Origin of the sequence: Anatilimnocola aggregata, assembly GCF_007747655.1 — a bacterium.
Classification (GTDB): domain Bacteria; phylum Planctomycetota; class Planctomycetia; order Pirellulales; family Pirellulaceae; genus Anatilimnocola; species Anatilimnocola aggregata.
Genome location: NZ_CP036274.1, coordinates 1,748,019 through 1,773,070, shown reverse-complemented (window position 1 = coordinate 1,773,070; position 25,052 = coordinate 1,748,019). Strand labels below are relative to the sequence as shown.

Here is a 25,052-nt window from a genome sequence, read left to right as displayed (position 1 = left end):
GCCTACGCCACTTTAGGCCGGTTTTTGCCAGATCCCGAGCACGCTCTTGCCGAGCGAATAGCAAAGGAGCGGATCGAGCCAGCGCGAGGTGCGCACAAAGTACGAATCCCACACAGCAATCTGCCGCGGTGTCGGCATGCTTTGCTTCAGCAAGAGGCGATTAGCAAACGAAGCGCACAGACCGACGCTATCGAGATAACGCAGCGATACTCGTTGCAGCGAACTCGGAATCGCTGCCGCTAATGAGCGACGTGAGTAGCGGCGATAGTGACCAATCGCTCGATCGAAGGGTGAATACAACGACTGATGTGCTGGGCAGAGCGCGATCAGGTACCCGCCGGGCAACAAGTGCTCCGCTGCCCGCGCGGCTTCGGCGGCATCATGTTCGATATGCTCGAGCACGTCCATATACAGGATGGAATCGTAAAGCTCGCTGGCAGGCAAATCGGCGATGAAACCAGCGAACGTGGTGCAACAGGCCGGCAATTCGCGCCGCTCGATCAGTCCGTCAATCTGCGCCACTTGTCCGCGGTCTGGTTCCAGGCAGAGCCAGGCAGTGTGCGGCTTGCGGCATTGAGCCAAGGTGGTGGTGCCGATACCCGCGCCCACTTCGAGCACGCGCGAACCGAGATAGGGCGCTATTTGCCGATGAACGTAAGCCTTCCAATTCACCGCGCGCGAGAAGAGTTCCAACTCGGTACCCACATAGGGTTCATTGCTGGCCGGTGCGACCGTGTAAATGGTTGTCATGATTACGACCGGCGATAAACGGAGTGAAGTTGCGCGACAAAGCAGTGATAGTCGCGGAGCGGAACAAAGCTTGTTCCCTGACGACTGCTGAGAACCTGCAGGATGAAGGCCACTGCGAGAAACGCTTGCTGCGCGAGAATCGCGAGCATGAGGATCATCAGCAGCGGAATCCACGCTGGCATTGATTGCCCTTCGATCGCGCTCATTCCGGCCGCCAGTCCAAACCCGACGAGCGTACCGCAGATCAGAACCATCGTGGCAATGAGCAGTCGCACACCGATCACGTGACTGAAGATCGACAGCGCACTCAGGCCGTGCACCACCAGCGAAATGAAGTTCATTTTTGACGCGCCACCCAAGCGCTTGCAGCGCGCACTGGGCACCATGTCGTACTCGATGCGCGAGTTAAATACCGCCGCCGCGTAGTGATTCCAGACTTCGCTAATGACCGCGAGCCGCGCGACAGCCCGCGGCGGAATCACGCTGAAGTTGCCCACTCGCACGCGCTGGCCGGTGAGAACCAGGTGGAGCAACTGATAGCTGCGATAACCGACCTGAAAGGTCCAGTGTTCGCTGCGGCGGGTGCGAGCGCCAAACACGATCTTGCGTTTGCCCGTTTCATCGAACCTTTCGAGCAAGCGGGGAATATCGGCGGGATTATCCTCACCGTCGCCATCGGTCACCACGACGGTGCGCGTCGGCCGATGATCGCGTATCCACGTCAGGCCAATCGCAATTGCCCGTTGATGCCCCAGGTTCCGCGCGAGTTCCAGAATATCGACCGTTTGAATCGCTTCGAAATCGGGCAGATTCAGCGCACCTTCGGCGGGCAGGGTCGAACCATCGTCGACCAGCAGCACTTCGCACGTCCGCTGGGCTGCCTGCAGGGCGGCATCAATCTTTGGCAAGAGCAAGCTGACGACACTCCAGTCGTTAAAGACCGGTATCAAAATCAGCAGCGGCTCGTCGGCTTGCGGATCAGGAGTAAGTAGCGCTGTGTTGCGCTCGAGTTGCCACGTGGCGATCATCGCTGGGGTGCTCCGCGAGTAAGCGAGGGGCGATCGTCGAGTTCGGGCGGAGGCCCGTCGAGCGCCGCATGAATGTCTTTTTCCGTAAGCCGAAAGATCAAAATGGAGTGCCCGACGTGATCGTCGGGCTGGCGGTGCCGCAGGTACGCGAGCATTCGCAGGTAGCGGCTGTAGCTGAGTTTGTTTTGTTCTTTGTCGTTGGCCTTGGTCGGGCCAAGGGTTTCAGGCGTAACGGGTGCCTCTTGCTTCGCTTCGGCATCACTCGCAAGGCGTTGCTTCAAATCCTGGTAGCGACTTTCATATTCATGATTCCAGCGGCCGGGCTGTGCTTCGTAAATGGCTTGCAGCGTGGTTGCGCTCACGCAGTAGATGCCGGGGAGGTAATCGATATCGCTCCTGCCGATGCGATTGAGCGCGCGGCCCTGAATGCCGTAGTACTTGGGACTTCCCGTGCCGAAATAGGCAAGGTACACCGGCTGTTGCGTTTCGCCGGCGGCGTTATGCGTTGATAGCCACTGTTGCAGGCCCGGCAGATCTTGCCCCCAATCGAGACTACTATCGACCAGGTGTTGATGGGCAGCCTGACGATCGACCAGCGGATTGAAATAGGCCAGATAGTGCGGAAATACGAGCGCGCTTTCGATTCCCAGCCAGGCGACCAGCGACCAGACCAGGAACTTGCCGACGGGCCTGGTCAACCACAATGCAGCCGCGCCGACCAGAATGTGCATTGCCGGATACGTCGGCAGCAAATGACGGTGGCCAATGTTGAGCGAACTCCAAAGCGAAACCACCCAATAAACGCCGAGCAACACCAGCACCGGCAACAAGCGATAGGCCCAGTTGGCAGGCTGACAATTCGGATCAGCCAGTCGCTGGCTTTCGGTAGCGGCAGTTGTAACAGGTGGCTTCTTGAGCAGGAGTGCCGCCATCGCTAACGCCAGTAGCCCGAACATCGGCAGCGGAGTCTTCACCAGCAGGCAAAAGGGAAAGAAGCTCTTCCAGCCTTTGAGCGAATACTCACCTTGAAAGAACGAGTAGCGCTCGCGATGAGCAACAACGAACGCAGCGCCGTAAAGATATGGCTCCGGCAGCACTTCGTGCGCGGCGAGGGTTTGGATGATGCTTCGCGGTCTGGGCGGAATGAACTTCGTGGCCGTCTCTAGTGATTTCAGCTTGTAGTAACTGCCGGAGGGTAACTGGCTCGGATTGAAAGCGTCGTAACGAGCGCCGTAAGCAATCCAAACCACGACGAAGGCCACGAGAGTACATACGCCAGTGACGCCCGCAATCGCTTTTGCCTTATCGGCGAACTTAGTTAGCAGCCGTTGGTTGGGTCCGGTCCCCACTGCCAGCGGCATTGCCTGAAAACAGCGGGCTACAACCAGAATGGCCGCGATCGGCAGGATCAAGACTGCTGATAGTTTGGCCAGGAAGAGTCCGCCGATCGCGAGGCTCGCGAGGGCCACGCGGGTTCTGGTGACTTCGTGCAATAACTGCCACACCAGCCAGACGCACCAGGTGAGGAAAAACGTCAAGCACGCGTCCGAAGTCATCAGTGGGGCATTGGCCAGCAAGGTCGGGCACCAAGCGCACGAGACGAGCGAGAGCAGTCCCCCGGCATCGCCGAAGAGACTTCGCGACCAACAATACACAATCAAACAAATGCCGACGCCCCAGAGCGCGGCAAAGCATCGGCCTAGAAAAATGATCTGGCGCGCATCGTTTCCCAAACGAAAGAGAAACGCATCGCCCAGTGTCCAGACATCGGCCGTTTTCCAGCCGGCATGATCTACGTTTGGCAAGTTCGCGCGGCCGGTCAAGACAATGGGCAACGCACACCAGCGTTGCGGCAAGTTGCCATTCTCGGGTTGCAGGCGGTAATCGTTATATTGCCAGTACGCACAGCCCGCCGTGACGTGCGCAATCTCGTCGTAAGTGATCGACTTGTTGCTGATGCTCCCCACTGCCACGGCGAAATGCAGCGCAAGCAGGCCGGTCACGATCGCTCGGCGCGCAGTTTGCCAGCTCAAGCGAGTGGCGGCAAACTTTGCGATGGGCGACATACATATCTCGGCAGGACGATTTCCACGGGAACCCGTGCTTCCAGGGAGAATGCCGAAGTTTTGGTCACGGAACGGGGTCCGTCAAACTTCAGCCCCGCTGACCGGAATATTCGTTACAGACGGCAACAAAATATCGAAGGAGACCTTGGCCTGCGGTAAAGTGACGCCGTCAACGTCACACGGAGGATCACATGGAGAAAAAGAAATCGACGAAGTCCCGCGTTACATCTCGGACGCAAAGAAAGAAATTGCCGGCGAGTGGCGACGAACCGGCCGGTAAGACGGTATATCAATTCAAGATCACGCTACGCGGTATCAAACCGGCCATCTGGCGGCGGATCCAAGTGGAGAATTGCACGCTCGAAAGATTGCACGAGCATATCCAGATGGCCATGGGCTGGACGAACTCGCATTTGCATCAGTTCGAAATCGCAGGCCGATACTGCGGCGACCCAGACCTGCTGGAAGACCTTTTCGAGGAACTCGATTTCCTCGATTCTACGCAGACGTTGATTAGCCAAATTCTGCCGCCGACAAAGAAAAAGTTCGCTTTCAAATACGAATATGACTTCGGCGACGGTTGGGAGCATGAAATCTTGTACGAAGGTTCGGTTCTGGCCGAAGCAGCCAACAAGTATCCCGTTTGCCTGGCAGGAGAGCGGGCTTGTCCGCCCGAAGATGTGGGCGGTATTTGGGGCTATCAGAATTTCCTTGCTGCCAGGGCGGATCCCAAGCATGAAGAGCACGAGGAGATGATGGATTGGTATGGTCAGGAATATTCGCCCGAGATTTTTGATGCCGCGACTGCAACCCAGAGAATGAACCAGAGTTATCCGGAGTGGCGAATCATGTGACCGTTCGGGTGAGCAACCAATAATCGGTGCCCGCCATGATCTTTCGCGTTACTGTAAAACTGGGCGATAAGCTGGCCGTGGCACCTACCCAAGTGCTGCCCTTAGCTGAGAATCGATTTGCCGATTGGTCGGCGCATCTGTTCACTGCGGAGCGAAAGCAGTACCTGATTGTCGCGAACACGAAATCGCTCTATTCAGTTTTGATGCCTGCGCGAGGCATCACCAACGATCAGCTATTCGTCGAGCGGTTCCTCGAATGCTTGCAGGCAGATCTCGAAAACGACGAAGTTGGCCAGATTTTCCAGCGGATACTCCAGCCAAACTGCGGGCAATGCCACTTCTCGAAGCCCTTGAATCCTGCGGTCACCACCTCGTTGAATGATTTAGTTCTCCGAGCCAAACTTGGTTAACCGTGCGCCACCTATCCCCAATAGACACGGCGGTTCGACTCAACGATATTCCCTTGAAGTCTTTGAGATTTAACACACCGAAGGAAGTGCTAGTCTCGCTAACAAACCTTTCGCCTTGAGCTCGCGTACCGGCTATGCATTGCTGCCGTTTGAATCACCATTGGTGAAAGGCGAGTGCAACGATGTTGCTGGCTCAATCTGTTCAATGCGACGGGCACCGGTATAGAGCCGCTTAATCATCGCGAAAGCGTTCTTCGACCCACGGGTCGCCGCGCATGTGGTAGCCGCCGCGCTCCCAATAGCCGGCCTGATCGTGCGGCAAGAGTTCAATGCCACAGATCCATTTCGCACTCTTCCAAGCGTACAATTGCGGAACCATGCCGCGAACCGGGCCGCCATGATCGGGCGCGATGGGCTGACCGTCGTGCAAGTCGGTAAGCAACGCGTCTTCGGCAAGAAAATCGCTCAGCGGCAGATTGGTCGTCCAGCCGTTGTCGTAGCCATGACAGACGACGTACTTCGCCTGCGGCAGGATGCCCGCGCGTTCGAGCAGATACCTGGTCGAAACGCCTTCCCACACATTGCTCAAGCGCGACCAGCGCGTCACGCAGTGAAAATCGGCGAACACCTTCACCCGCGGCAGCGCTTGAAACTCTGCCAGTGATAAATCGTACGGCCGCTCGACGAGGCCAAAGATTTTCAACTTCCAGCGGTCTGCCGGGGGAAGTCGCGGCGTACCAAAAGCATCGAGCACCGGCCATTTGGGTGTGCGCGATTGCCCCGGCGGAATGCGATTATCGCGGCGCGTATCCGGGCTGATGATGGCATCGGCTGGAGGAGCCGGCGGCTCGCCCGGCTGATATTTTGGATCGTCGACAGTCATGGCTATGCTTCTCTCACTGCAGGCAGCGGCGAAATCGCCTAAGTAACCAGCCCCTTGGTTACCATCATAAAGACATCCTCTAGCGAAGGGTCTTTCTCGGCAAAACTGCGAACCTCGACCTTGTTGTGAATCAACTGCTGCAACAACTCGGCAACACCGCGGTCGTCGGTTTCCAGTTCCACAACACAACTATTCACATCCGCTGCGACGCGGCGCGTGTAGGGACTGGAACGAATCACCGACATACCAACGTCGGAATTATTCACGAAACGGACTTCGACGGTGCGGTTGCCGCGAATTCGCTTGTAAACATCTTCGATGGGTCCGTGCATCAGCAGTTGACCGCGCTCGATGATGCCAATGCTCGTGCAGCAGTCGGCCAGTTCCGACAGAATGTGGCTGGAGATGAGAATCGTTTTTCCCATCTTGCGCAACTCTTTGAAGAGCGCCTTTACTTCCACGCGCGCACGCGGGTCGAGACCGCTCGTCGGTTCGTCGAGAATCAGCACCGGCGGATCGTGTACCAGCGTCTTGGCCATGCAGAGCCGCTGCTTCATCCCTTTCGACAGGCCGTTGACGTAATCGTCCCGCTTGTGCCCCAGGTCAAGCAACTCCAGCACGTCGCCAATGACTTGCTTACGTTTGCTCTTGGGCAGGCGATAAGCGACTGCGTAAAAATCGAGGAATTCCCACACTTTCATGCCGTCGTACACGCCGAAGTTATCGGGCATGTAACCCACGCTCTGGCGCACTCCCATGGGGTCCTGCGTCACGCTGTGGCCATTGACGATTCCCTCGCCGCGCGTCGCTTTAAGCAGCGTGGCGAGAAAACGAATCGATGTGCTTTTGCCGGCGCCGTTCGGGCCGATGAAGCCGAACATCTCGCCCGCTTCGATCTTCAAGTTCAGGCACTCGACCGCGCGGAAGTCGCCGTAGTCTTTGCCGAAGTCGATCAGTTCGATCATGGTTTAGGTATATCGTTCCAAGTGAAAGTTGCAACGTCTCGATTACTGTCCGACTTCCTTCTCATCTTCAGAGAGGACCTCATCCTGTCGCACTTCGACCCGCAAATTCGTATCAGGCTCGGGTTCCGGAAGAGCGGCTCGTTTTAGATGAACGAGCACGAGCGTGAACGTGCTGCTTTGGGCCGATGACGGACGAATCTGCAAACCGGGAATGCTGTCGTCGGTCCAAGCGATCAGCCGCATATCGCCCGGAAGCAACTTCAACTGCCGGGCAGCCAGTTCCGACAAGCGGTGCAAACGGACCCGATTCTCGTCATCGGTGGGGGCCGTCGACGACATCATGGCCGAGTTGTTCCACTGCGGCACCCATGGCTCTTTCTGCTTCGAGAAGTTCAGCCGCACGGTCGCTCCGGGTTGCACATCGGGAAAGTAAGCAGCTTCGATCTCGCCATCTTCTCGGGCGCGTAAGATGCCGGCGTGACGCAGCAGAAACTGGCTCCCATTCTCAAGCTGCCAGCCTTTGTCCTCATCGCCGGTCACTTCAAACGTGCCGTCGAGCGAAATCATCTGCTCGACATGCACCTTGCCGGTCGAGTTCGAATTGACATAGACGTCACTCAGTTCGATCGTTTCGTTTTGGGTTAGCGCCACATCGCTGGCCGTACGAGTGAGGCGTCGCTGATGGTCGGCCGATAAGGCTAAAGGTAAGGCGAGAGCAGCCGGGTCATCGAAGCGCAAGTCGTAGCTGGTCGAGAGAGACGTATAGAGCGCGGTAAAGCGCGTGACGTGCGCGCGCGGATAGCCCGCGTGCGATTCGAGCAAGGCAATCTCGGTACGACTACGGGCAAAGCCGATATCGAGTTGGGCCAGGCGAACGACCGAGACCGCACCGATGACCGAAATAATTGGTGCGGCAACCCACGCATACTCCACGCGGCCGATCATCCAGAAGAAGAACCAATTTAGCGGCACCAGCACGAACAGATAGACCGCCAGTGTCTTCACCACGAACTCGGAGCGGGGAATCTTGATGCCCGAAGCATCGTTAAGCGCGGCCACTGAAGCTTCTGCAGCGCCGCTGAAATCGTTCCAACCGCCGACACCGGAGAGTTGATCGGTTTGATAGCCAGCGAAGCGATAATCGACAATTCCACCCGGCGCACTGCTGATGGCTGTGGAACTCCAAGTGTCGCGCACCGTGCGATTGAGGTCTTCCAGCCGTGGTGATTGCTCGGTGATCAAACCCGTGGGATCGATATCGGTCGACACGGGAGGCGCAACGGCCGGCGATTGAAACGGCCTGACACGCTCTTCGCTCTTTGGCGCCTGCCAGCGGCCGATATCGCGACTGAAGTACCGCAGTGTGGTGGCTAGCCGCGGATCGTCGGCACGAGCCGCGGCCATCTTGCCGCTCCAACGCATGATGAGTTCGTCATTGGGATTCGAAAACGAGCGGGCTGGTCGGCGGAGCAAACAAGCGTTGAAGAAGTTATCGCGACTGGCCCAATAGCGAAACGGAAACGCGGAGAGCGGAAACGCCGTCACCACGATTCGGCCCTGGCCAAGTCGGCGCTCAAGCACCAGCCTGCCCGTATTCGGCAACCATTCAGCTTCGGCGTGTTTTACCAATTGCACGCCGACCAGCGGCTTATCGGGTGGCACTTGCATGGTGGCCGGCTTCTTCAAAGGCATTTTGGCCTCGACCGACCAATGCTCGTTGATCTCCTGCAGCTTGTCGTTGTCGATCTCGAGCGCGGTGCCACTCTCGGCGGGCAGGTAAGGCGCGAGAAATGTTTGCTTCAATCGATCGAGCGAGTTCGGGCCACTGATAATCAATTGCCCGCCCCAGTGAAGCCAATCGAGAAGTGCTGCCTGCTGCTCACCGGTTAGCACCGTGGGATCGAGATCGTCCCAGATGATGTAACTGATCATCGTCCAGGCCAACGGATGACTCGGCAGCGGCACGCTCTTATCGACGCGGGGAAGAACCACTTGATAGAACTTGCCGACGCGCCGATCCTCCAACGAACCGATACTGCCGCTCAGTTCGCTGCCGTGAAGTTGCACCGAGTCGAGCTTGGTGAGATCGACGTAGGCCGAATTGTTCTTGGCGAGCACGACCAGGTAATACTCGTGCTCCAACATCGAATTGCCAGCCACGTTGACGATCTCGGGCAGGCGCGAGGTGCGCGTGGCCCGCAGTTCGGTCCGCAGCGAATACGACTTGCTGAGCAGGTTGCCGCGCTTAGGAAGATAGAACATCGTCTCGAAGCGCTTCTGTTGCCCCTTGGGCAACGACGCTGGCCGCGAGATGCTCAGGCGAAAATCGGTATGTTCAACATCCAAGGGCTGCTCGGCCTGATCCATGGGGAACGATCGCAGCTCGCCTTGAAAATCGAAGTTGTTGGCCTTGGCCAATTGAGCCCCGGCGATCCAATGCCCGGGCTTGGTAAAAAACACGACCTTCGGCGAGTTGGGCTTAGTGTTGTCGGGATTCTCGTCAAGCTCCTGCCCCGATTCATTGGGCAGGATGATCGTGGGAGGAATTTCAAAGTCGAGCTTGGGCTTCTCGGCGAGCTTCTTTTTCTTCTTTTCGTTCTCGGCTTGCTCTTCTTCCTCAGTCAACTTTTTGTTGCTGGCCGTCGACGACCAACACCCCTGGCACCCGGCGAGTGGCAACAATAACAGCGTGACCAGGAGCCAAACGAGCAATGCCTGCTGACGGGCGGTCGCTGCAGAAGCGTGCTGGGTCGGAGCGATATAGGTTGGTTCCGCTGGCGAGTCCAAAAGCCGCATACGCATTTTCCGCCGCCTGCCGGCAGCGAGAAGCTGGCGCAGGCCCGTGATGAATTGGATGAGAGCCGAGCTTCAATACCTGCTGGATGAGAGCTAGCAGGCAGGCAAACCTCGACAACTCAAGTCTACGGCCCCCAACCGCGGGCGAAAAGCTAGGCAGGCAATCGGTAGTGGGCCAATTTGCGTGCCCCAACTGCTCATGGGGCGGGCCTGTGATCGAACCAAGCAAGCATCTCAGGCAACCACGACCGCCGCGAGATCTCCGCGCCTAATTACATCCTACATGTTCAACTATCACCTTGATAATTGAACACCAATCGCTCGCAAACCCGAGAGTTGCGCACATCACTGTTCAAATATGGACACGATAGTTGAACGCCCCCCGCTTTGGTGGCTTGCGATTCAAGCCGTTACTTAAGGTTCACCCATTCTCGAAGTCGCTCCAACCGAAGCACTCCGGACTAGGTGTATCGGCCGCGCAAATCTAACAGGGCTTTTTCGTGCGCGGGTAGAATGGGGCGATGCAGTTCTCAATTCGCCATCTCTGTTGGCTCATTTTCACTGCGGCCGTGCTTTGTGCGTTATGGGTAAATATTCCACACCCCCGTGCCTGGAAGATTATTCGCAGTGGCAACGTGATAATTCGCAACTAACACGATGACCAACCGCGCACCCCTCATCGTCGCTATCGTCTTGCTGCTCGTGCCGGTGCTGTACGTAGGGAGCTATTTCGCACTGGTCGTGCCCAGGGGCATTCACGGTTACAAGGCGATATTTGAAGAACACTACCGCTGGCAGAACAAACTGTGTTCCCGTGTGTTCTGGCCGCTAGAGCAGATTGACCGAAAGTTGCGACCGGAGTCGTGGGACCTGGGGGGCAAATTTTAGTAGCTATCCACTTCTCCCGCCAAGAATTCTCACCTTCACTGCGAGTCACCGAATTTTCCAAGTAAACCATTACCCGCAATCCCAACTTTTGTAGCTGCCCGTGAATTCCGCTACATTGCAAGTCTTCCCTCCGGCTGGTTTCTCGCGGCGTAAGAACTATGAATCGCAAATTGCCGTCGATCGTACTGGCGATGTTCTTCGCGCTGCTGGTCAGCTACTGTTTCTCGGCCACGATTGCCTGCGCGAATGAAGCCGCAGCACTATTAGCCAGCGCCGAAATCAAAGCAGCGGTCGATAAGTCGCTGCCTCTGTTGGTGGCGGGGGCGAAGGGTTCGCTCGAGCAACGCAAGCAGTGCTTTACTTGCCACAACCAAGGGCTTCCCATCTTTGCCCTGACAACGGCCAAGACGCGGGGTTACTCGATTGATGAAGAGCACCTGCAAGCCCAACTTAAGCACACCGCAGCGTTCCTGGAAAAGAACAAAGCCCGGTATCTCGAAGGGAAGGGTCAAGGGGGACAGGCCGACATGGCCGGCTATGCCCTGTGGACCCTCTCCAGCGGCGCTTGGCCCAGCGACGAAGTGACAACCGCCGTCGCCGAGTACTTTCTGCTCTTCCAAAAGGACAGCGACCACTGGCGCTCGGTTTCGAATCGTCCCCCGAGTGAAGCGAGCCCCTTCACCGCGACCTATGTTTCGCTCTACGGTTTACAGGCCTATGGCACCACCGAGCAACAGCCGCGCATCGCTGCGCGGCGTGACCAGGTTCGCGAGTGGCTGCTGCAGACTGAAGCGAAAGATACCGAGGATCACGTCTTTCGCTTGCGTGCCCTGGCGCTGGTCGATGCCCCGGCAAAAGAAGTTACCCGCGCGCAGACTGCTCTCCTCAAGTTGCAGCGCGACGATGGGGGCTGGGCTCAACTGGCGGACCTTGCCAGCGACCCTTATGCCACGGGCTCGGCCTTGGTTGCCCTGCACGAAAGTGCCAATCTGTCCACCAGCGACGAGGCTTATCAACGCGGCCTCCGCTTCTTGCTCAAGGAGCAACAGAGCGACGGCTCGTGGCATGTGAAGTCGCGCAGCAAGCCGTTTCAGCCTTACTTCGAATCGGGCTATCCGCACGGCAAGGATCAATTCATCTCCATTGCCGCCGGTGGCTGGGCAACGATCGCCCTGCTGCTCGCACTCCCCGCAGTGGAACCACCTGAGCCGGAGTTCGACCTGGTGATTCGAGGTGGGCGAATTGTCGATGGGACGGGGAACCCGTGGTACACCGGCGATGTTGCCCTGCGCGAACAGAAGATTGTCGCCATCGCGCGGTCACTCGCCGGCAAGGGAAAACGCGAGATCGCTGCGCAAGGACTTGTTGTTGCGCCAGGCTTTATCGACATGCACTCGCATTCCGATACGCTGCTGCTGGAAGATGGCCACGCCCAAAGCAAGATCCGCCAAGGAGTGACCACGGAAGTTCTCGGCGAAGGTTCTTCGTCTGGTCCTTATCTCGGTAAGCTCGATCCACTGAAGGTGAAAGTCGGCGGTGAAGAGCGAAGTTGTCGCACGCTGGCCGATTACTTCCGCGCGCTGGAGGAGGGTCAGACGGCAGTGAATGTGGCCTCGTATGTCGGCCTCGATAATGTCTGGCAGTCGATGATGGGCAAGTCGTTCGATCGCCCCACGCCGGAACAATTTGCCGAAATGAAACAGTTGCTCGGTCACGCGATGGACGACGGCGCTGTTGGCGTTTCGACCATGCTCGCCATGCCTCCTGGTTCGCTGGCCAAGACCGACGATTTAATCGACCTTGCGAAAGTCGTGGCCGCGAAAGGCGGGATCTATTCGACTCACAATCGCAACGAAGGTACGGAAGTTTTCGCGGCCATCAAGGAGGCAATTGCGATTGGCGAAGGGGCGAAGATTCCGGTCGACATCATCCACCTGAAGATTGCCGACCAGGAATACTGGGGACGGATGAAAGAGATCGTCCAACTGATTGACGAGGCCCGAGCTCGGGGCGTTAACGTGCAGGCCAATGTCTATCCGTACACGCGTGGCAACAACAATCTGGCCAGCATCATTCCTCCTTGGGCGCACGAAGGGGGCCGCGCGCAGTTGCTCGCGCGATTAAAGAGCGATAAAGACCGCGAGCGGCTGAAGCGAGAAATCAACAGTGGTTTGCCCGGTTGGTACAACCACTTCACTGCGGTCGGCGGCGATTGGGGCCGCATGCTCATTAGTGGTGGTGGGGCCTATCAAGGGTTGACCATGAATCGAGTGCAAGCAATGAAGGCCGAAGGGAAGACTCCACCGCCGGAACCTCTCGATATTCTCTTCGACTTGCTAATCGAAGAGGGAGGTTCAATTCCCACCGTCTATGCTCATCACACCGAAGCTGACATGAACCTGGCGCTAGCACAGCCCTGGTGCTCCATCGGCTCCGATGGTTCTGCCTACTCGACGGCAGGTCCACTGCGGCGCGGCAATCCGCATCCGCGCAATTTCGGCACCTTTCCGCGCGTGCTCGGCGTTTATGTGCGCGAAGCCAAGCTCCTGACGCTGGAAGATGCCGTGCGGAAGATGACTTCGCTCAACGCGGCCAAGATCGGCCTGCGCGAACGGGGTGAATTGAAGGCCGGCTACTTCGCCGACCTGACGCTGTTCGCTGCTGACCGCGTGCTCGACAAGTCGACCTACACGGAACCCTTCGCCTACAACGAGGGGATCGAATATGTGATCGTCAACGGCCAGGTCGTTCTCGACCGGGGCCAACACACCGGCGCGATGCCAGGAAAAGTGTTGCGTCACGTGCCCTGATGCGATCGGCGCATGAAAAGAGCCAGCACGGGGCTGGCTCAAACGTGGGACAGGCATCTTGCCTGTCGTGTGTTATGCAGAAGCTCACAGGCTGGAAGCCTATGCCACGACTGGTTAGGCCAGGATCTTGCTGATTTTGACTTGCGTGTACTTCTGGCGGTGACCGGTCCGCTTGCGATAGTTCTTGCGGCGACGGAACTTTTGGATGTAGATCTTCTCACCTTTTTCGAGGGCGACCAGCACTTCGGCCTGGACCGTGGCACCAGCGACCAGCGGCTTGCCGATCTTAATGGCACCGTTGCCAGAGACAGCCAGAACCTTATCGAAAGTGATTGCGGCACCTTCACTTATGCCGTCTCGAAGGTCAATCGAGAGGACCTGGCCTTCTTCCACTTTGTATTGGCGGCCGCCGTCGGCAATGATCGCGTACATACTCGTCACTTACCTGCAAAACCGTGAATGTTGCCAGCCGCCACAAAACTGCTGCGACCGGTTGAGTCCGAGGGAATTCAAGAGTTTATCGTTCGGCCAGCGGGTCGTCGAGAGGCGTTTCCCGAAAAAAGCGGAAGTTGGACGTTGAGCGGGTGACCGCCGGGCAGTGCAAAGAATGAACAGAAAGTGAAATAGCCAACGGACTTGCTTCGGAAGTATCATGCCAGCAGCAGCCCGCCGGACGAACCAGCGGGCTCACATACTTGCCATTCATCAGGGAGAGACTGCCATGGGTTTGTTAAAAGAGTTCCGCGACTTTGCGATGCGGGGAAACGTCGTCGATATGGCCGTGGGTGTCATCATCGGCGGGGCCTTTGGCAGGATTGTGACGTCGCTGGTAAATGACGTGATGATGCCCCCCATCGCCCTGTGGCAGCAGGGAGCAGATTTCTCGAAAATGGGCCGCACAATCGGCACTGTTACCAAAACCATTACGAAAGATGGCGTCGAGTCACAAGTCACCGAGGCCGTCGTCCTCAAGTACGGCTCACTATTTCAATCGATTGTCGACTTCACCATCGTGGCCATTTGCCTGTTTCTCGTCATCAAAATTATGAACACGGCCCGTAAACGCTTCGAAGAACAAAAGATCGAAAAGCCCGCCGAAGCGCCAGCCGATATCAAATTGTTGACCGAGATTCGCGATCTGCTTGCCGCGAAGTAACAAGCCTGTTCTTAGGTAGCCCGACGCGTCAGCGAGGAGAAATCCTGACGCGGGTTCACCTTCAGCTTTGTCGCCGGATATCAGTTTCTGACGCGAAGTCCATCGCTGCTCGTCGTGAGCGCGAGTGGGAATTTCCCCGCGCGAGCGCGTCAGGCTACTTGAAGACGAGGCGATCTTAAAAAGATCACCTTACGGCCACGGCTGGTCGGGCGTTTCGTGCGGCTGGCGCGCTTCGGCCAGCAGGGCCACGAGCTGCGCGAGGGACTGTTTCGAGAGATGTCCCAGCTGTTCGTGATTGCATTGACGAACCTGCTCGTCGAGCTTGTCGAGCAGTTCAATGCCAGTCGCGGTAATGCCCACCTCCACCACGCGGCGATTCTCCGGTCGCCGCTGCCGTTCGACAAGCTGGCGCTCTTCGAGGCGATCGAGCAGGCGGGTCATGTCCGGCGCGCGAGAGATTAACCGCGCACCGAGGGCTAGCGTGGGAATGGTATCGGGCTGGGCCGCGCGTAAGAGTCGCAGGGCGTTGTATTGCTGCGGCGACAGGTCGTATTGCTGAAACAGCCGCTCTTCGAGCGCCTTCAAGCGGTCGTACGTTCGCCACAGATGCAGATAGGCTTCCTGCTCGGGCGAATCGAACCGCTTGGCAGCTGGCTTGTCGGAACTGGGCGGCATGGATTGGGGCGTGGTCATCCCTTGCAGATTACCCACGCGCCGCGCGCGGGGCCAGTGGTGGCGCTGCGCTTCGATTACTTAGTTAGCTAAGCCCAACTGCTGATGTTGCGTGCGCAGCGCGGCCTGATAGCGGTCAAAGGCCTCGTCATCGCGCTGGCAACTCTGGCCACGATAGACGAGGGCGAAGGCCCGCCGCTCGCGGTCGGGTGAGTGGTTCGCTTCAGCCCGGTGAACCAGATTGCCGTGATGCGCTACCACATCGCCGGGCTGCAAGTGAATCTGCACTTCGGCCGCGCGGTCCTCGTCGCCGTAGTCGGTAATTCCCTGCGAAAACCCCAGCACGTTCGAGCGGCCATGCGGACGAATACCGGTCAGGTGCGAACCAGGAAGATATCGCAAGCAGCCGTTGGCTTCATCGACCACATCGAGCGCGAGCCAAAGCGTGACGACGTGCGGCGGTCGCAGGCAGAAGTAGTAGTTGTCTTGATGCGGCGGCGTAACGTGGTTCGTCCCTCGCGGCTTGTTGAACCACTCGGGAGCGAGCGCGGTCGCTGGTTCGTCTACGAGTGTTTCGGCCAGCAGCCGCCAGCGCGGATGCTGCTGGTACTGCTCAAAGTAGGAATCGAGTTCCATGTTCTGCAGTTGCTTCAAAGTCTCCGGGCGAGACTTGTCTTCGTAAAAGGCATTCGCGGCGGGAAGCGTGGGCACGACTTCGCGAATGTAGCGCGCCAACTCGCCCTTGAGTTCGGTTAGCTCGTCAGCGGACAAAAACTGCCGCACGATGACGTAGCCATCACGATCGAAAGCCGGTTTGCACGAGCGATAGTCCACGATCGGCTCCCTTGCTCATTCCATTTCTTGCACGTCGTTCTTGCCGTAAACAATGGCCCACCAGGTGAAGCCCGAGCCAGAGTGCTTGCCGCCGCGCTCGACAATAAAACTGAGAATTGCGGCCATCAGGACGGTGGACAGACAGGGCACAGCAATCGACAGGAAGATGGTCGGCCGCCAGCTGGTTTGAAAGATGGCTTCCCACCAACTCCAGACAATCGAGAGTGCCAGCCCAAAAATGGCAGCTGGCAGAATCGAACGCGTGGTGGCCCGCGGCACGAACATACCTGTGAAGAACATCGCAGCCAGTGGGCCGACGAACATGTTGAAGAACTTGGGCATCATGTCGACCAGCGTCAGGTTGTAGACGACTTGCAGATAGGCGATGCCATAAGCGGCCCCAGTCACGAACAGCGAAATGAACACCGTCAGCACGCGGGCTAAGCTTAATTGCTGGGAGTCGGTTTCTTTCGCCAGCCCTTTGCGCGGAATCAGGTCTTTCGTCGCAACAGCAGTGATCGCGTTCACGCCCGATTCGAGCGTTTGAATTGCATCGCACAGAAATGCCGAAATCACGAGCCCCGCGCAGCCCGCCGGCAGTTGATTGCCGAGAAAGAACGGAAACAACTTGTCGGCCATTTCGGGCGCCGTCTTGCCGCCGGGTAACAAGGCAGGATGCTTGACGAAATAAGCGAGGAGCGCGAGACCGGCGAGCGAGAGGAGTCCCGCCATCGAAAAATCGACGATCACGTTGGTGAAGTAACTGCGCCTTGCCGCTTGCAGCGAAGGGGTCGAGAAGTAACGTTGCAGCACTACCTGATCGGAGCCGTGCGTGCAGATGTGCCAGAAGAACGAGTTGATCATCGTCCAGACAATCGTATTGCGGACGGTGACATCGAACGTGAAGACCGGCGGCCACTTGTGGTCGGACGAGTTAGATGCTGCTGTGCGCATCCAATCGAGCGGGCCGGTACCATCGGAAACAACGACGAAGCCAATCGTCAGTAGCACGCCGGTCAAAAGCAGAATGCATTGCAGCACGTCGACCCACAGCATCGCTTGAATGCCGCCAATCGCGGTATAAACGGCCGCAATAATGCCGATCGAGCCGATCCACCAATAAAGATCGGGGCCGGGGAGCATCGTCGTATCGCCCCCTTTGACCATGTCGAGCGCCATTGAGGCTGCATAGACGACCATTCCCATCCAGCCGAGTCGCAGGCAGACAAACAGCACCGCGGCGAACAGGCGAACCACATAGCTGAAGCGACGTTCGAGGTATTCATACGCGCTGGTTAGCTTCAGCCGCATGAAGAAAGGAATCCAGAGAAACGTGATGACCAGAAACGTGAACGGCAGCGCGAGATAGCCGAGAAAGAGGGCCGACCCGCGCTTGATCATTTCGCCTGGCACACCGATGTATGACAGGGTGGAAAAGAGCGTGGCGAGAATGCTGAGGCCGACGATCAGCCACGGCATGCGCCGCCCGCCGACGAAAAAGTCTTCGGTATCTTTTTGCTTGCGTCCAAACCAAACCGCAATGCCGAACGTGAGCAATAAATAGAAGACGACCGCCGCGTAGTCGAGCGGATCGAGTCCTCGTTGCACAAGTTCGGGCTGTATCTGGAGCGTTTCGTCCAACGGACCAATCCTCTCACGAAAATCAGGTTCGGGGTGGTTCGGCGGCGGGAATCGCAGCCCGCAAGGCCAGCCCGCCATCGACGAGCAACGACGTGCCCGTAATGTAGTCGGCATCGTCCGAGCATAAAAACGCAGCCGCTTTGCCAATCTCTTCTGGCTGTCCCAAGCGGCCCCAGGGCAACGAAGGAGCTGCCTCGGCAATCTTATCGCTGCCGAAGGTGGCATGCTCGCCGGGCGTATCGATCCAGCCCGGTTCGATCACATTCACGTTGATTCGCTGGGGGAGTAACTCGGCGGCCAAGGTCTTGGCCAAGTGATTCAGCCCCGCTTTCGCCGCGTTATACGCAGCAGCCCGCGCAAAGGGAATGCGCGCATGCACACTCGAGATGAAGACGATCTTGCCGCGCTGCTGCCGCTGGACCATGTGCCGGGCCACAAACTGGCTCATGTGAAAGCCAGCCGTGAGCGTCCCTTGCAACGTTTTCTCGAACAGATCGGGATCGTAGTCGAGGTAATCGCCGCGCCGTGAAAAAGCTGGATTGCTGACGAGAATATCGATCCGCCCCAGTGCTTGAATGGCGCGGGCGACAATCTCCTGGCAAGACGCGCGAGCGAAGGCATCGCCGTCGATCAGCGCCGCGTGCCTGCCGAGCGCTTGAATCTCGGCCACAAGCGACTCCGCTTCGGCACTTGCCGCGCGGTCGTTAATCGCCACATCGGCGCCGGCGCGAGCCAATTCGAGCGCACAGCCGCGGCCAATGCCGCGCGCCGCTCCGGTGACAAGTGCTTTGCGGCCAAGGAGGTTCATAAGGCGGGTCCAAGCGGCGGGGAGTACGATGTCGGCGATACTCTAGCCGCCAGCACCCGCAGATGCAAACTGCTCACGCTACAATGCCGGGCACAAACACCTGCCTTGAAGGATCCCGCCCATGACTATTTGGCGATTTGCTGACCGGCTCGAACCCATTGCACCTGCAGCGCGCCTTACGTTGGGCGAAGGGAACACGCCGCTGGTTCGCTCGACGCGCTTGGGCCCGAGTCTCGGCTTGTCGAATCTGTTCTTTAAGCTCGAAATTTCGAATCCCACCGCTTCGTACAAAGATCGCTTTGCCGCGGCGGCCATTTCGCACATGGTGGCCGCGGGTCAGACGCGCTGCGTGGCCACTTCGAGCGGCAACACGGGTTCGTCATTGGCGGCCTACTGCGCGCTCGCGCAGATTGAATGCCTGATTGCGATTGTCGAAGGTGCCCCCCTTGGCAAGTTGCAGCAAATGCTCGCCTATGGTGCGAAGCTGTTTAGAATTCGGGGCTTTGGTCTCGATCCGCAATTGACGAAAGACGCCTTTACGACGGTGAAAGAACTGGGCGCTCAACCCGGCTCGGCGACTCAGGTCAGTTCGTACACCGTGAGTCCCCTCGGCATGTCGGGCGTCAAATCGCTCAGCTATGAGTTGGCCGAACAGGCGGAGAAGATCGATCACGTCTTTTGCCCCGCCGGTGGTGGCGGCATGGCGCTGGCTGTCGCCCGCGGCTTTGCCGATCTCGTGCAGTTGGGAAAAATCGCTCGGAGTCCGCGCGTCGAAGTCGTTCAGCCCGCAGGTAACGACACAATTGCTACTCCGCTGCGGCGCGGCGATGCGACCGCGCGCGAAGTCAGTTGCACGTCGCGCGTTAGCGGGTTGCAGGTTCCGAACGTGATGGACGGCGACCTGGTTGTCACCGAATGCCGAGCCTGCGGTGGCACTGGTCACGCTGTGAGTGACGAAGCAGTGTGGGAAACGCAAGCGCGACTGGCGCGCGAAGAGGGAATCTTCTGCGAACCAGCAGGTGCCACTTCAGTCACCGGCCTGATTCAGGCGGCTCGCGAAGGGCTGTTGGATCCCGCAGCAACCATTGTCTGTTGCGTTACTGGTTCCGGCTTCAAAGATCCGCCATCGGTCGAGCGGATGCTCGCTGGGACATCATGCCCGCTAATCAGCTTGGATGAGTTTCGCGAAGTCTCCCGCGCTCGCTAAAGAAAACCGGAAGGTCCGGCACGAATGACACAAACTTACGGGCAGAATTTGTTCTCCGGCTTACCGGCCGAACTACCGCAGGAACTGACCGACGTGTTGCTCGCGGCACCCGGACTGCGGGTCGAGCGAATCGTCTCGCGCGGGCAGGCATCGCCCCCCGGCTTCTGGTACGACCAGCCCGAGCACGAATGGGTGCTCCTCTTGCAAGGGGCTGCCAGATTGCGAATTGTGAATGCAGACGGTGCCGAGCGGGACCAGGAACTGCAGCCCGGCGACTATTTGCACATTCCCGCCCACCAGCGGCACCGCGTCGAATGGACGCATCCCACCGATAATACAATTTGGTTGGCGGTCTTTTTTTCCTGCCCGCTGCAGTGAGCCCAAACCTCCCTTGCAACCCGCCAAAGCGGCTCAACCTGCCCGATTGCCCGCCGAATCGGCCAATGTTGATTGACACCGCCGATTTGCAGCGACTAATTTATCTGTAGGGGCTTTGTCAGCAGGGTGACAGCGAGGGGCCAGTCAAGGGATGTTGGTCCCGGTTGCAGCAAGCTGGTTTGTCGTCTTATCTCCATCGACAAACGGGGCTTGCCCAGAGGCAGCAGCCACAGCCGATTCCGGCAGCGGTCACCCACAGCAAGAGGAACAGAATCATGCAGGCGTTTTGCAACGACCCATCAGCCCGCGGGCTGATGCGACCGGCCGCTTATTTGCTCACTTGCCTGGGCGTTTGCCTGTGGGCAACGTCGGCACCCGCTCAAGAGGCTCCTCCTGCGCCGAATGCGCTGATTGCAGCCGCTGAACCAGATGCAAACGGCTATCTGGTGTTGCCCTTGCCCAAGCCGGGACCGGGCGAAACGCTGGGCGCGTTCGAATCGCGCAAGAACCAGGTCAAGACCAAGGTAATGAACGCGCTGCGGGCCGAGTTGCCGCTGGGCGAAAATCTGCTGCTGGTCGATCGCTACTTCAACAATTTTGAATTCCGCACACTCACGCAGTCGACTCCCGAAGCTCTCGAAGCACTTCCCAAGGCCCGCTTCGATTTCTTCAAGTACTACATCTTCGTATGCAAGAACCAAGAGACGCATCAGGAGATGATCAAGCTGACATTCGCCATGATGCAGCAGATTGCGATGAATAACTTTCATCCGGTCGTACGGTACAACGCCATGATCATGATCGGTGACTTGAACGAGCAGGAAGTGCTGCGAGTCGGTGCGACTCCGCTGCTGCCCGAACCGTATGCGGCCGCGATTCCGTTTATGGTCGACCGGATTAGCGACCCGAAAACACCCGACCCAGTGCGGATTGCCGCGCTCGTTGGCCTCATTCGCCACCTGGAATGGGAGCCGTTCCGCGCTCCGGAAAAGCCAATTCCAGCTGGCACGCGAACCACGATGCTCAGCACGCTCATCAAGTTGGCCGAAACGAAGGATCCACCAGCGGGACGGACGGTCGTGGGTCAACAATGGTTACGCCGCCGAGCTATCGAAGCGCTCGGCCTGGCGGGCGCAGTGACCGCTCAGCCCAACGCCATTGCGACCATTGAGAAGGTGCTGAAAGATACTTCCGAGCCAACGAGTGTCCGCTGCGCAGCCGCCCTCGCTTTGGGCCGCATGAATGTGCCGGCCAATCATAAGATCGATGCAAACGAACTCGCGCGCATTCTGGCTCAGTTGGCGACTTCGTCGGTCGTGGGCGAATTCGACCGCCTCGCCAAAATGGATTCGATCGAGAAAGAGCATCAAGCCGTTTACGCGCGACTTGGTACCGGAATTGGCGGTGGCGGTGAAGGTTATGGTGGCGGCGTAGGTGGTGGTCAAGTTCCAGGAGTTGATGGTGGCTTCGGCGGGGCCGGACAATTCCAGGGTGAAGATCCCAAAGCCTATCGTTTGGACGCGGTTCGCAAACGCCTGCGTTATCATCTTTATTGCGTACAGACCGGGCTGGGACATCCGCTCGATAAAGCAGGGACGCCACCCAATCCGGCGAATCGCAAGGGTGTACAACGCCTGGCTACAGTCCCGGCGGAACGTAAAACAGCTGAAGAAATGCTGGCGGGCGTGAATCGGCTGGCCGATCTCGTCGAGAAGAACAAGATCGACCTTTGGCAGCTCGAGAACGATATGCGGGCCGAGTCGAAATCGCTCGCAGGAGCGATCGCCCGCGCTATTCCCGCACCAGCGGCAGCGCCGGCAAACCCCGGTGCTCCCGGTCAGCCTGCACCCATGGGAGTGGCACCAACTGTGAAACCCGCTGCTGGCGACGAAGACTTGCTCGGTGGTGCTGCGCCAGGGAAGAAGTAAGGGACGCGACTGGAACTCGTCGCAACACGAACACTTCTTCGGTTTCTGCCAGGCGAACCAGCCGCGGCGATTGACTACTAGCGTAGACGAGGTGGCTGATCCATCGTCGCTACTCTCGCCGTTTGCGTTACCAGCGGTCACCCCAAAAACTCAAGCGTAAAGCGCGACCCTTCCCGCCATCTCAGGCTGGCACTGCTGAAGCAGCAGTGCCACACAAGGGTCGATCGCTCTCATTGCGCGTTCAAAAGCTACCCGCGCGATCGTTCGCTTGAGTAACGCATCACATAGAACAACAGCGTAAGGACGGACTGCAAGGTGGCGGCGACGTAGGTAAGTGCCGCCGCATTGAGCACGTTGTTTACGGGACCCATGTCGTTCGGGTGTACGACCCCTTCGCTAACGAGCAAGCGTTTGGCGCGTGTGCTGGCATTGAATTCCACGGGCAGGTTGATCAGCTGAAAGAACACGAGCCCACTGAACAGGACAATGCCTGCGAGGAGCAGCATCTTGAAGTTGAAAATCACACCAAGCAGCATCAACATAGCGCCAGCATTGCTGCCAAAGCCTGCGGCCGGCACCGCGATGTTACGAATCACCAGCGGCACATAGCCGACGGCATCTTGAATGGCGTGCCCCGCTTCGTGCGCGGCGATACCCACCGCCGTCAACGTACGACCGTGGAACACGTCGCTACTGAGGCGCAGGACTTTATCGCGCGGGTCATAATGGTCGCTCATATGCCCCGAGACAGGCTCAATGGCCACCTGGTGCAAACCGGCACCATCCAGAATATGGCGGGCTGCAGCAAAACCGGTCATCCCGGTGCTAAACTGCTGTCCTTTGGAATAAGCCGAGCTGACCCAAGCCTGCGCGAGCAGGGCCAGACCAATGGCCGGCAAGGTCCACAACAACAGCTCAATTTGAGTAAATCCGAACATAGGCTTAGGCCTTTTTCTCCGCAAAGTTTGGGTTATTCTGCCTGGCAACTGTCGAAATCGACGGCCACCACGATCAGCCCCCAAAATAAGCAATTCCCATGCCGCGGGCTGCCGCAAGTCGTGCGGTAGCAGCGGACATCAATTCTAGAAGCGAATCTGCTTCCGGGCGGGGGGCAGCACTACCAGTTCTTCGTCCTCGGCGGTCGTTTCTCGGGCAGATTACCGCTTTTCGATAGCGGGTACCCAGCGCGAACTGCTCGCACGTTAAGACCAATGCAACGAACGGATTCAAGTAATGGCACGTGGCACGCGATGGAGGTGCCTGCGAAACGACTGCCACGGACATGCTTACTTCGGTAACTTAAAATCGGCGATGTAGAGCTGACTGCTGTGGTCTTCGCTGCGAGTGCTGGTCCACATCAATTGCTTGCCATCGGGCGAGAAGACCGGCAGCACGTCAGCGCCGGCGAAATCGGTGATGCGCGTCGGCGCGCCGAGCGAGAACTTGCCGTCTTTGATTTCGTACTTGGCCAGCCAGAGGTCGTAGTTGGGGCGGGCAGTGGGGTCGGAGTGATCGGCCCCCGACCAGATGATGTAGGGTTCGCTCGGGTGCCAATAGGGGCCCCAATTCACACCGTTCGTGTCGGTAAGTGCCGTTTCGTTCTTGCCATCGATGCCGATCACATACAGTTGCAAATGCTCGGCCTGCTTGCGATCGCTGCGAAAGATTACCCACTTGCCATCGGGCGAAATGAACGGCCCGCCGTCGTAGCCCGGAGCATCGGTCAGTTGTTTGACGTCGCTGCCATCGGAGTTCATCACATAAATATCAGCGTCGCCATCACGATCGCTGCAAAAGGCTATCAGCTTGCCGTCTTTCGAATACGCACCTTCAGCATCATAGCCCTTGGTGCTGGTCAGCTGTTTGAGGATATTGCCTTGCAGGTCAGCTTCGAACATTTCGGTATGAGGATCGAAGTCCCACTTGTAGCGCCGGCGCACACCAGCTTTCTTATCGGCCTCTTGCTGGGCCCGTTCGTCGTCCTCGGTCTTGGTGATGTTCGGATCGAGATGGCTCGAAGCAAACAAGATCTTCTTGCCATCGGGGGTGAAGTACGCACACGTAGTGCGGCCGCGGCCCGTGCTGATGCGTGTCGGCCGCCCGCCGGCGAGAGGCTGCGTGAAAATCTGGTAGAACGGATAGTCGAGAGGCTGAGCCTGGTAGACAATCGTCTGGCCGTCGGGCGAGAAGTAGCCTTCGCCGGCCTTCGTCATGCCGCTGGTTAGCTGGCGCGTGTTCGAAAGAAAGTTCTTCTCAATCGAATTCGCCAGATCAGCGGGCTTTCCCGCAGTGGGCTTGCCCGCTCCTGGCGGCTGAGCGAGGAGTGCGGACGCGAATCCGACCGTGAAGGCCAACGAAGCAAACCAATAAGCGCGTTGCATGAAAGTTGTCCTGCCAAGCGTCGATTGAGCACAAATGACTATGAAGATTTATACCAAGACGGGTGACGACGGCGAAACTGGCCTGTTCGGTGGCCCGCGCGTTCGCAAGGACGATCCGCGGATCGAAGCCTACGGCACTGTCGACGAACTGAATGCGCTCCTCGGACTCGCCCGCTGCGAAGTCTTGCCGCTCGAAATTGAAGCAACCCTGGCCCGCGTGCAGAACGACCTGTTTGCCGTCGGCGCTGAACTTGCCTCGCCCGATCCTCAAGCGATGGGAACCGCCTGGATCGGCGACTCGCAAATCGCGCATCTCGAACAGGCCATCGACGCCTTCGACGATCGCCTGCCCCCGCTCAAGAAGTTCATCTTGCCAGCCGGCAATCGCGGCGCTTGCACCATTCACGTCGCCCGCGGCGTCTGCCGCCGCGCCGAACGCTGCGTCGTCACCCTCGCCGACCTCGCTGGCGTTACCGTCTCCGCTCAACTCATCCGCTACCTCAACCGCCTCGGCGACTATCTCTTCGTCGCCGCCCGCGCCGCGAATGTGCTTGCGGGAGAAGCAGAGATTCCTTGGGAAAAACCGGGGTAATCAAG

Annotated in this window: 22 protein-coding genes; 9 read left to right on the top strand and 13 right to left on the bottom strand. The window is 58.3% G+C overall.

Annotated features, from left to right (window positions below; all coding sequences use genetic code 11):
• Positions 1-12: 12 nt before the first annotated feature.
• From ETAA8_RS06905 to ETAA8_RS06895, 3 genes are read right to left on the bottom strand one after another with little or no spacing between them, the layout of a single operon-like run.
• On the bottom strand, positions 13-750 hold the full coding sequence (locus ETAA8_RS06905; RefSeq protein WP_145086779.1) for a class I SAM-dependent methyltransferase: 738 nt from the start codon (positions 748-750) through the stop codon (positions 13-15).
• A 2-nt stretch (positions 751-752) separates the two neighbouring features.
• The gene (locus ETAA8_RS06900) at positions 753-1,778 is read right to left on the bottom strand and encodes a glycosyltransferase (RefSeq protein ID WP_145086776.1); all 1,026 of its coding nucleotides are present in this window, start codon (positions 1,776-1,778) and stop codon (positions 753-755) included.
• The gene (locus tag ETAA8_RS06895) at positions 1,775-3,844 is read right to left on the bottom strand and encodes an ArnT family glycosyltransferase (RefSeq protein ID WP_145086773.1); all 2,070 of its coding nucleotides are present in this window, start codon (positions 3,842-3,844) and stop codon (positions 1,775-1,777) included. The genes ETAA8_RS06900 and ETAA8_RS06895 overlap by 4 nt, the downstream gene beginning before the upstream one ends.
• Positions 3,845-4,035: 191 nt before the next feature.
• Between ETAA8_RS06895 and ETAA8_RS06890 the strand changes: the two genes are divergently transcribed.
• Together ETAA8_RS06890 and ETAA8_RS06885 are read left to right on the top strand one after the other, a co-directional pair.
• Positions 4,036-4,698 carry a plasmid pRiA4b ORF-3 family protein gene (locus ETAA8_RS06890; protein WP_145086770.1) on the top strand — a complete coding sequence of 221 codons (663 nt, stop codon included), beginning with the start codon at positions 4,036-4,038 and terminating at the stop codon, positions 4,696-4,698.
• A 35-nt stretch (positions 4,699-4,733) separates the two neighbouring features.
• Entirely contained in the window at positions 4,734-5,108 is a 375-nt protein-coding gene (locus ETAA8_RS06885) for a DUF6933 domain-containing protein (protein WP_145086767.1), read from the top strand.
• Between the two features lie 232 nt (positions 5,109-5,340).
• Here ETAA8_RS06885 and ETAA8_RS06880 read toward each other — a convergent pair whose 3' ends face one another.
• The 3 genes from ETAA8_RS06880 to ETAA8_RS06870 are packed head-to-tail and all read right to left on the bottom strand — an operon-like array spanning position 5,341 to position 9,752.
• Positions 5,341-5,991: a sulfite oxidase-like oxidoreductase gene (locus ETAA8_RS06880; protein ID WP_145086764.1), complete on the bottom strand. Its 651-nt coding sequence runs from the start codon at positions 5,989-5,991 to the stop codon at positions 5,341-5,343.
• Between the two features lie 38 nt (positions 5,992-6,029).
• Complete coding sequence (locus ETAA8_RS06875; protein ID WP_145086761.1) at positions 6,030-6,956, bottom strand: ABC transporter ATP-binding protein; 927 nt, start codon at positions 6,954-6,956, stop codon at positions 6,030-6,032.
• Positions 6,957-6,998: 42 nt separating this feature from the next.
• Positions 6,999-9,752, bottom strand: a complete 2,754-nt coding sequence (locus ETAA8_RS06870) for a hypothetical protein (protein WP_145086758.1) — start codon at positions 9,750-9,752, stop codon at positions 6,999-7,001.
• Positions 9,753-10,409: 657 nt separating this feature from the next.
• Between ETAA8_RS06870 and ETAA8_RS06865 the strand changes: the two genes are divergently transcribed.
• Together ETAA8_RS06865 and ETAA8_RS06860 are read left to right on the top strand one after the other, a co-directional pair.
• Positions 10,410-10,640, top strand: a complete 231-nt coding sequence (locus tag ETAA8_RS06865; protein WP_145086755.1) for a hypothetical protein — start codon at positions 10,410-10,412, stop codon at positions 10,638-10,640.
• A 158-nt stretch (positions 10,641-10,798) separates the two neighbouring features.
• On the top strand, positions 10,799-13,450 hold the full coding sequence (locus ETAA8_RS06860; RefSeq protein ID WP_145086752.1) for an amidohydrolase family protein: 2,652 nt from the start codon (positions 10,799-10,801) through the stop codon (positions 13,448-13,450).
• A gap of 114 nt (positions 13,451-13,564) precedes the next feature.
• Here ETAA8_RS06860 and rplU read toward each other — a convergent pair whose 3' ends face one another.
• Complete coding sequence (rplU, locus tag ETAA8_RS06855; RefSeq protein WP_145086749.1) at positions 13,565-13,882, bottom strand: 50S ribosomal protein L21; 318 nt, start codon at positions 13,880-13,882, stop codon at positions 13,565-13,567.
• Positions 13,883-14,102: 220 nt separating this feature from the next.
• Here rplU and mscL point away from each other — a divergent pair, with 220 nt between their 5' ends.
• Complete coding sequence (mscL, locus tag ETAA8_RS06850; RefSeq protein ID WP_315851584.1) at positions 14,103-14,606, top strand: large-conductance mechanosensitive channel protein MscL; 504 nt, start codon at positions 14,103-14,105, stop codon at positions 14,604-14,606.
• Positions 14,607-14,795: 189 nt separating this feature from the next.
• On the opposite strand, the gene ETAA8_RS06845 is transcribed toward mscL, so the two are convergent.
• The 4 genes from ETAA8_RS06845 to ETAA8_RS06830 are packed head-to-tail and all read right to left on the bottom strand — an operon-like array spanning position 14,796 to position 18,561.
• Positions 14,796-15,299: a MarR family winged helix-turn-helix transcriptional regulator gene (locus ETAA8_RS06845; protein WP_238397698.1), complete on the bottom strand. Its 504-nt coding sequence runs from the start codon at positions 15,297-15,299 to the stop codon at positions 14,796-14,798.
• Between the two features lie 60 nt (positions 15,300-15,359).
• Positions 15,360-16,112, bottom strand: coding sequence for a phytanoyl-CoA dioxygenase family protein (locus ETAA8_RS06840; RefSeq protein ID WP_202921627.1), 753 nt, complete (start codon positions 16,110-16,112; stop codon positions 15,360-15,362).
• A gap of 15 nt (positions 16,113-16,127) precedes the next feature.
• On the bottom strand, positions 16,128-17,753 hold the full coding sequence (locus tag ETAA8_RS06835) for a sodium:solute symporter family transporter (RefSeq protein WP_202921626.1): 1,626 nt from the start codon (positions 17,751-17,753) through the stop codon (positions 16,128-16,130).
• A gap of 22 nt (positions 17,754-17,775) precedes the next feature.
• The gene (locus ETAA8_RS06830) at positions 17,776-18,561 is read right to left on the bottom strand and encodes an SDR family NAD(P)-dependent oxidoreductase (protein ID WP_145086740.1); all 786 of its coding nucleotides are present in this window, start codon (positions 18,559-18,561) and stop codon (positions 17,776-17,778) included.
• A 121-nt stretch (positions 18,562-18,682) separates the two neighbouring features.
• On the opposite strand from ETAA8_RS06830, the gene ETAA8_RS06825 reads away from it, so the two are divergent.
• The 3 genes from ETAA8_RS06825 to ETAA8_RS06815 all read left to right on the top strand — a co-directional run bounded on the left by ETAA8_RS06825 (position 18,683) and on the right by ETAA8_RS06815 (position 22,074).
• Complete coding sequence (locus tag ETAA8_RS06825; protein WP_145086737.1) at positions 18,683-19,768, top strand: pyridoxal-phosphate dependent enzyme; 1,086 nt, start codon at positions 18,683-18,685, stop codon at positions 19,766-19,768.
• A 24-nt stretch (positions 19,769-19,792) separates the two neighbouring features.
• A complete protein-coding gene (locus ETAA8_RS06820) occupies positions 19,793-20,146 on the top strand; it encodes a cupin domain-containing protein (RefSeq protein ID WP_145086734.1) in 354 nt (117 codons plus the stop codon).
• A gap of 275 nt (positions 20,147-20,421) precedes the next feature.
• Positions 20,422-22,074 (top strand): HEAT repeat domain-containing protein, encoded by a 1,653-nt coding sequence (locus tag ETAA8_RS06815; RefSeq protein ID WP_145086731.1) that lies wholly within the window; start codon positions 20,422-20,424, stop codon positions 22,072-22,074.
• A 248-nt stretch (positions 22,075-22,322) separates the two neighbouring features.
• On the opposite strand, the gene ETAA8_RS06810 is transcribed toward ETAA8_RS06815, so the two are convergent.
• Together ETAA8_RS06810 and ETAA8_RS06805 are read right to left on the bottom strand one after the other, a co-directional pair.
• Positions 22,323-23,012, bottom strand: coding sequence for a zinc metallopeptidase (locus tag ETAA8_RS06810; RefSeq protein WP_145086728.1), 690 nt, complete (start codon positions 23,010-23,012; stop codon positions 22,323-22,325).
• A 348-nt stretch (positions 23,013-23,360) separates the two neighbouring features.
• Entirely contained in the window at positions 23,361-24,455 is a 1,095-nt protein-coding gene (locus ETAA8_RS06805; RefSeq protein ID WP_145086725.1) for a TolB family protein, read from the bottom strand.
• Between the two features lie 34 nt (positions 24,456-24,489).
• Here ETAA8_RS06805 and ETAA8_RS06800 point away from each other — a divergent pair, with 34 nt between their 5' ends.
• Positions 24,490-25,047, top strand: coding sequence for a cob(I)yrinic acid a,c-diamide adenosyltransferase (locus ETAA8_RS06800; protein ID WP_238397697.1), 558 nt, complete (start codon positions 24,490-24,492; stop codon positions 25,045-25,047).
• The last annotated feature ends 5 nt before the right edge of the window (positions 25,048-25,052 follow it).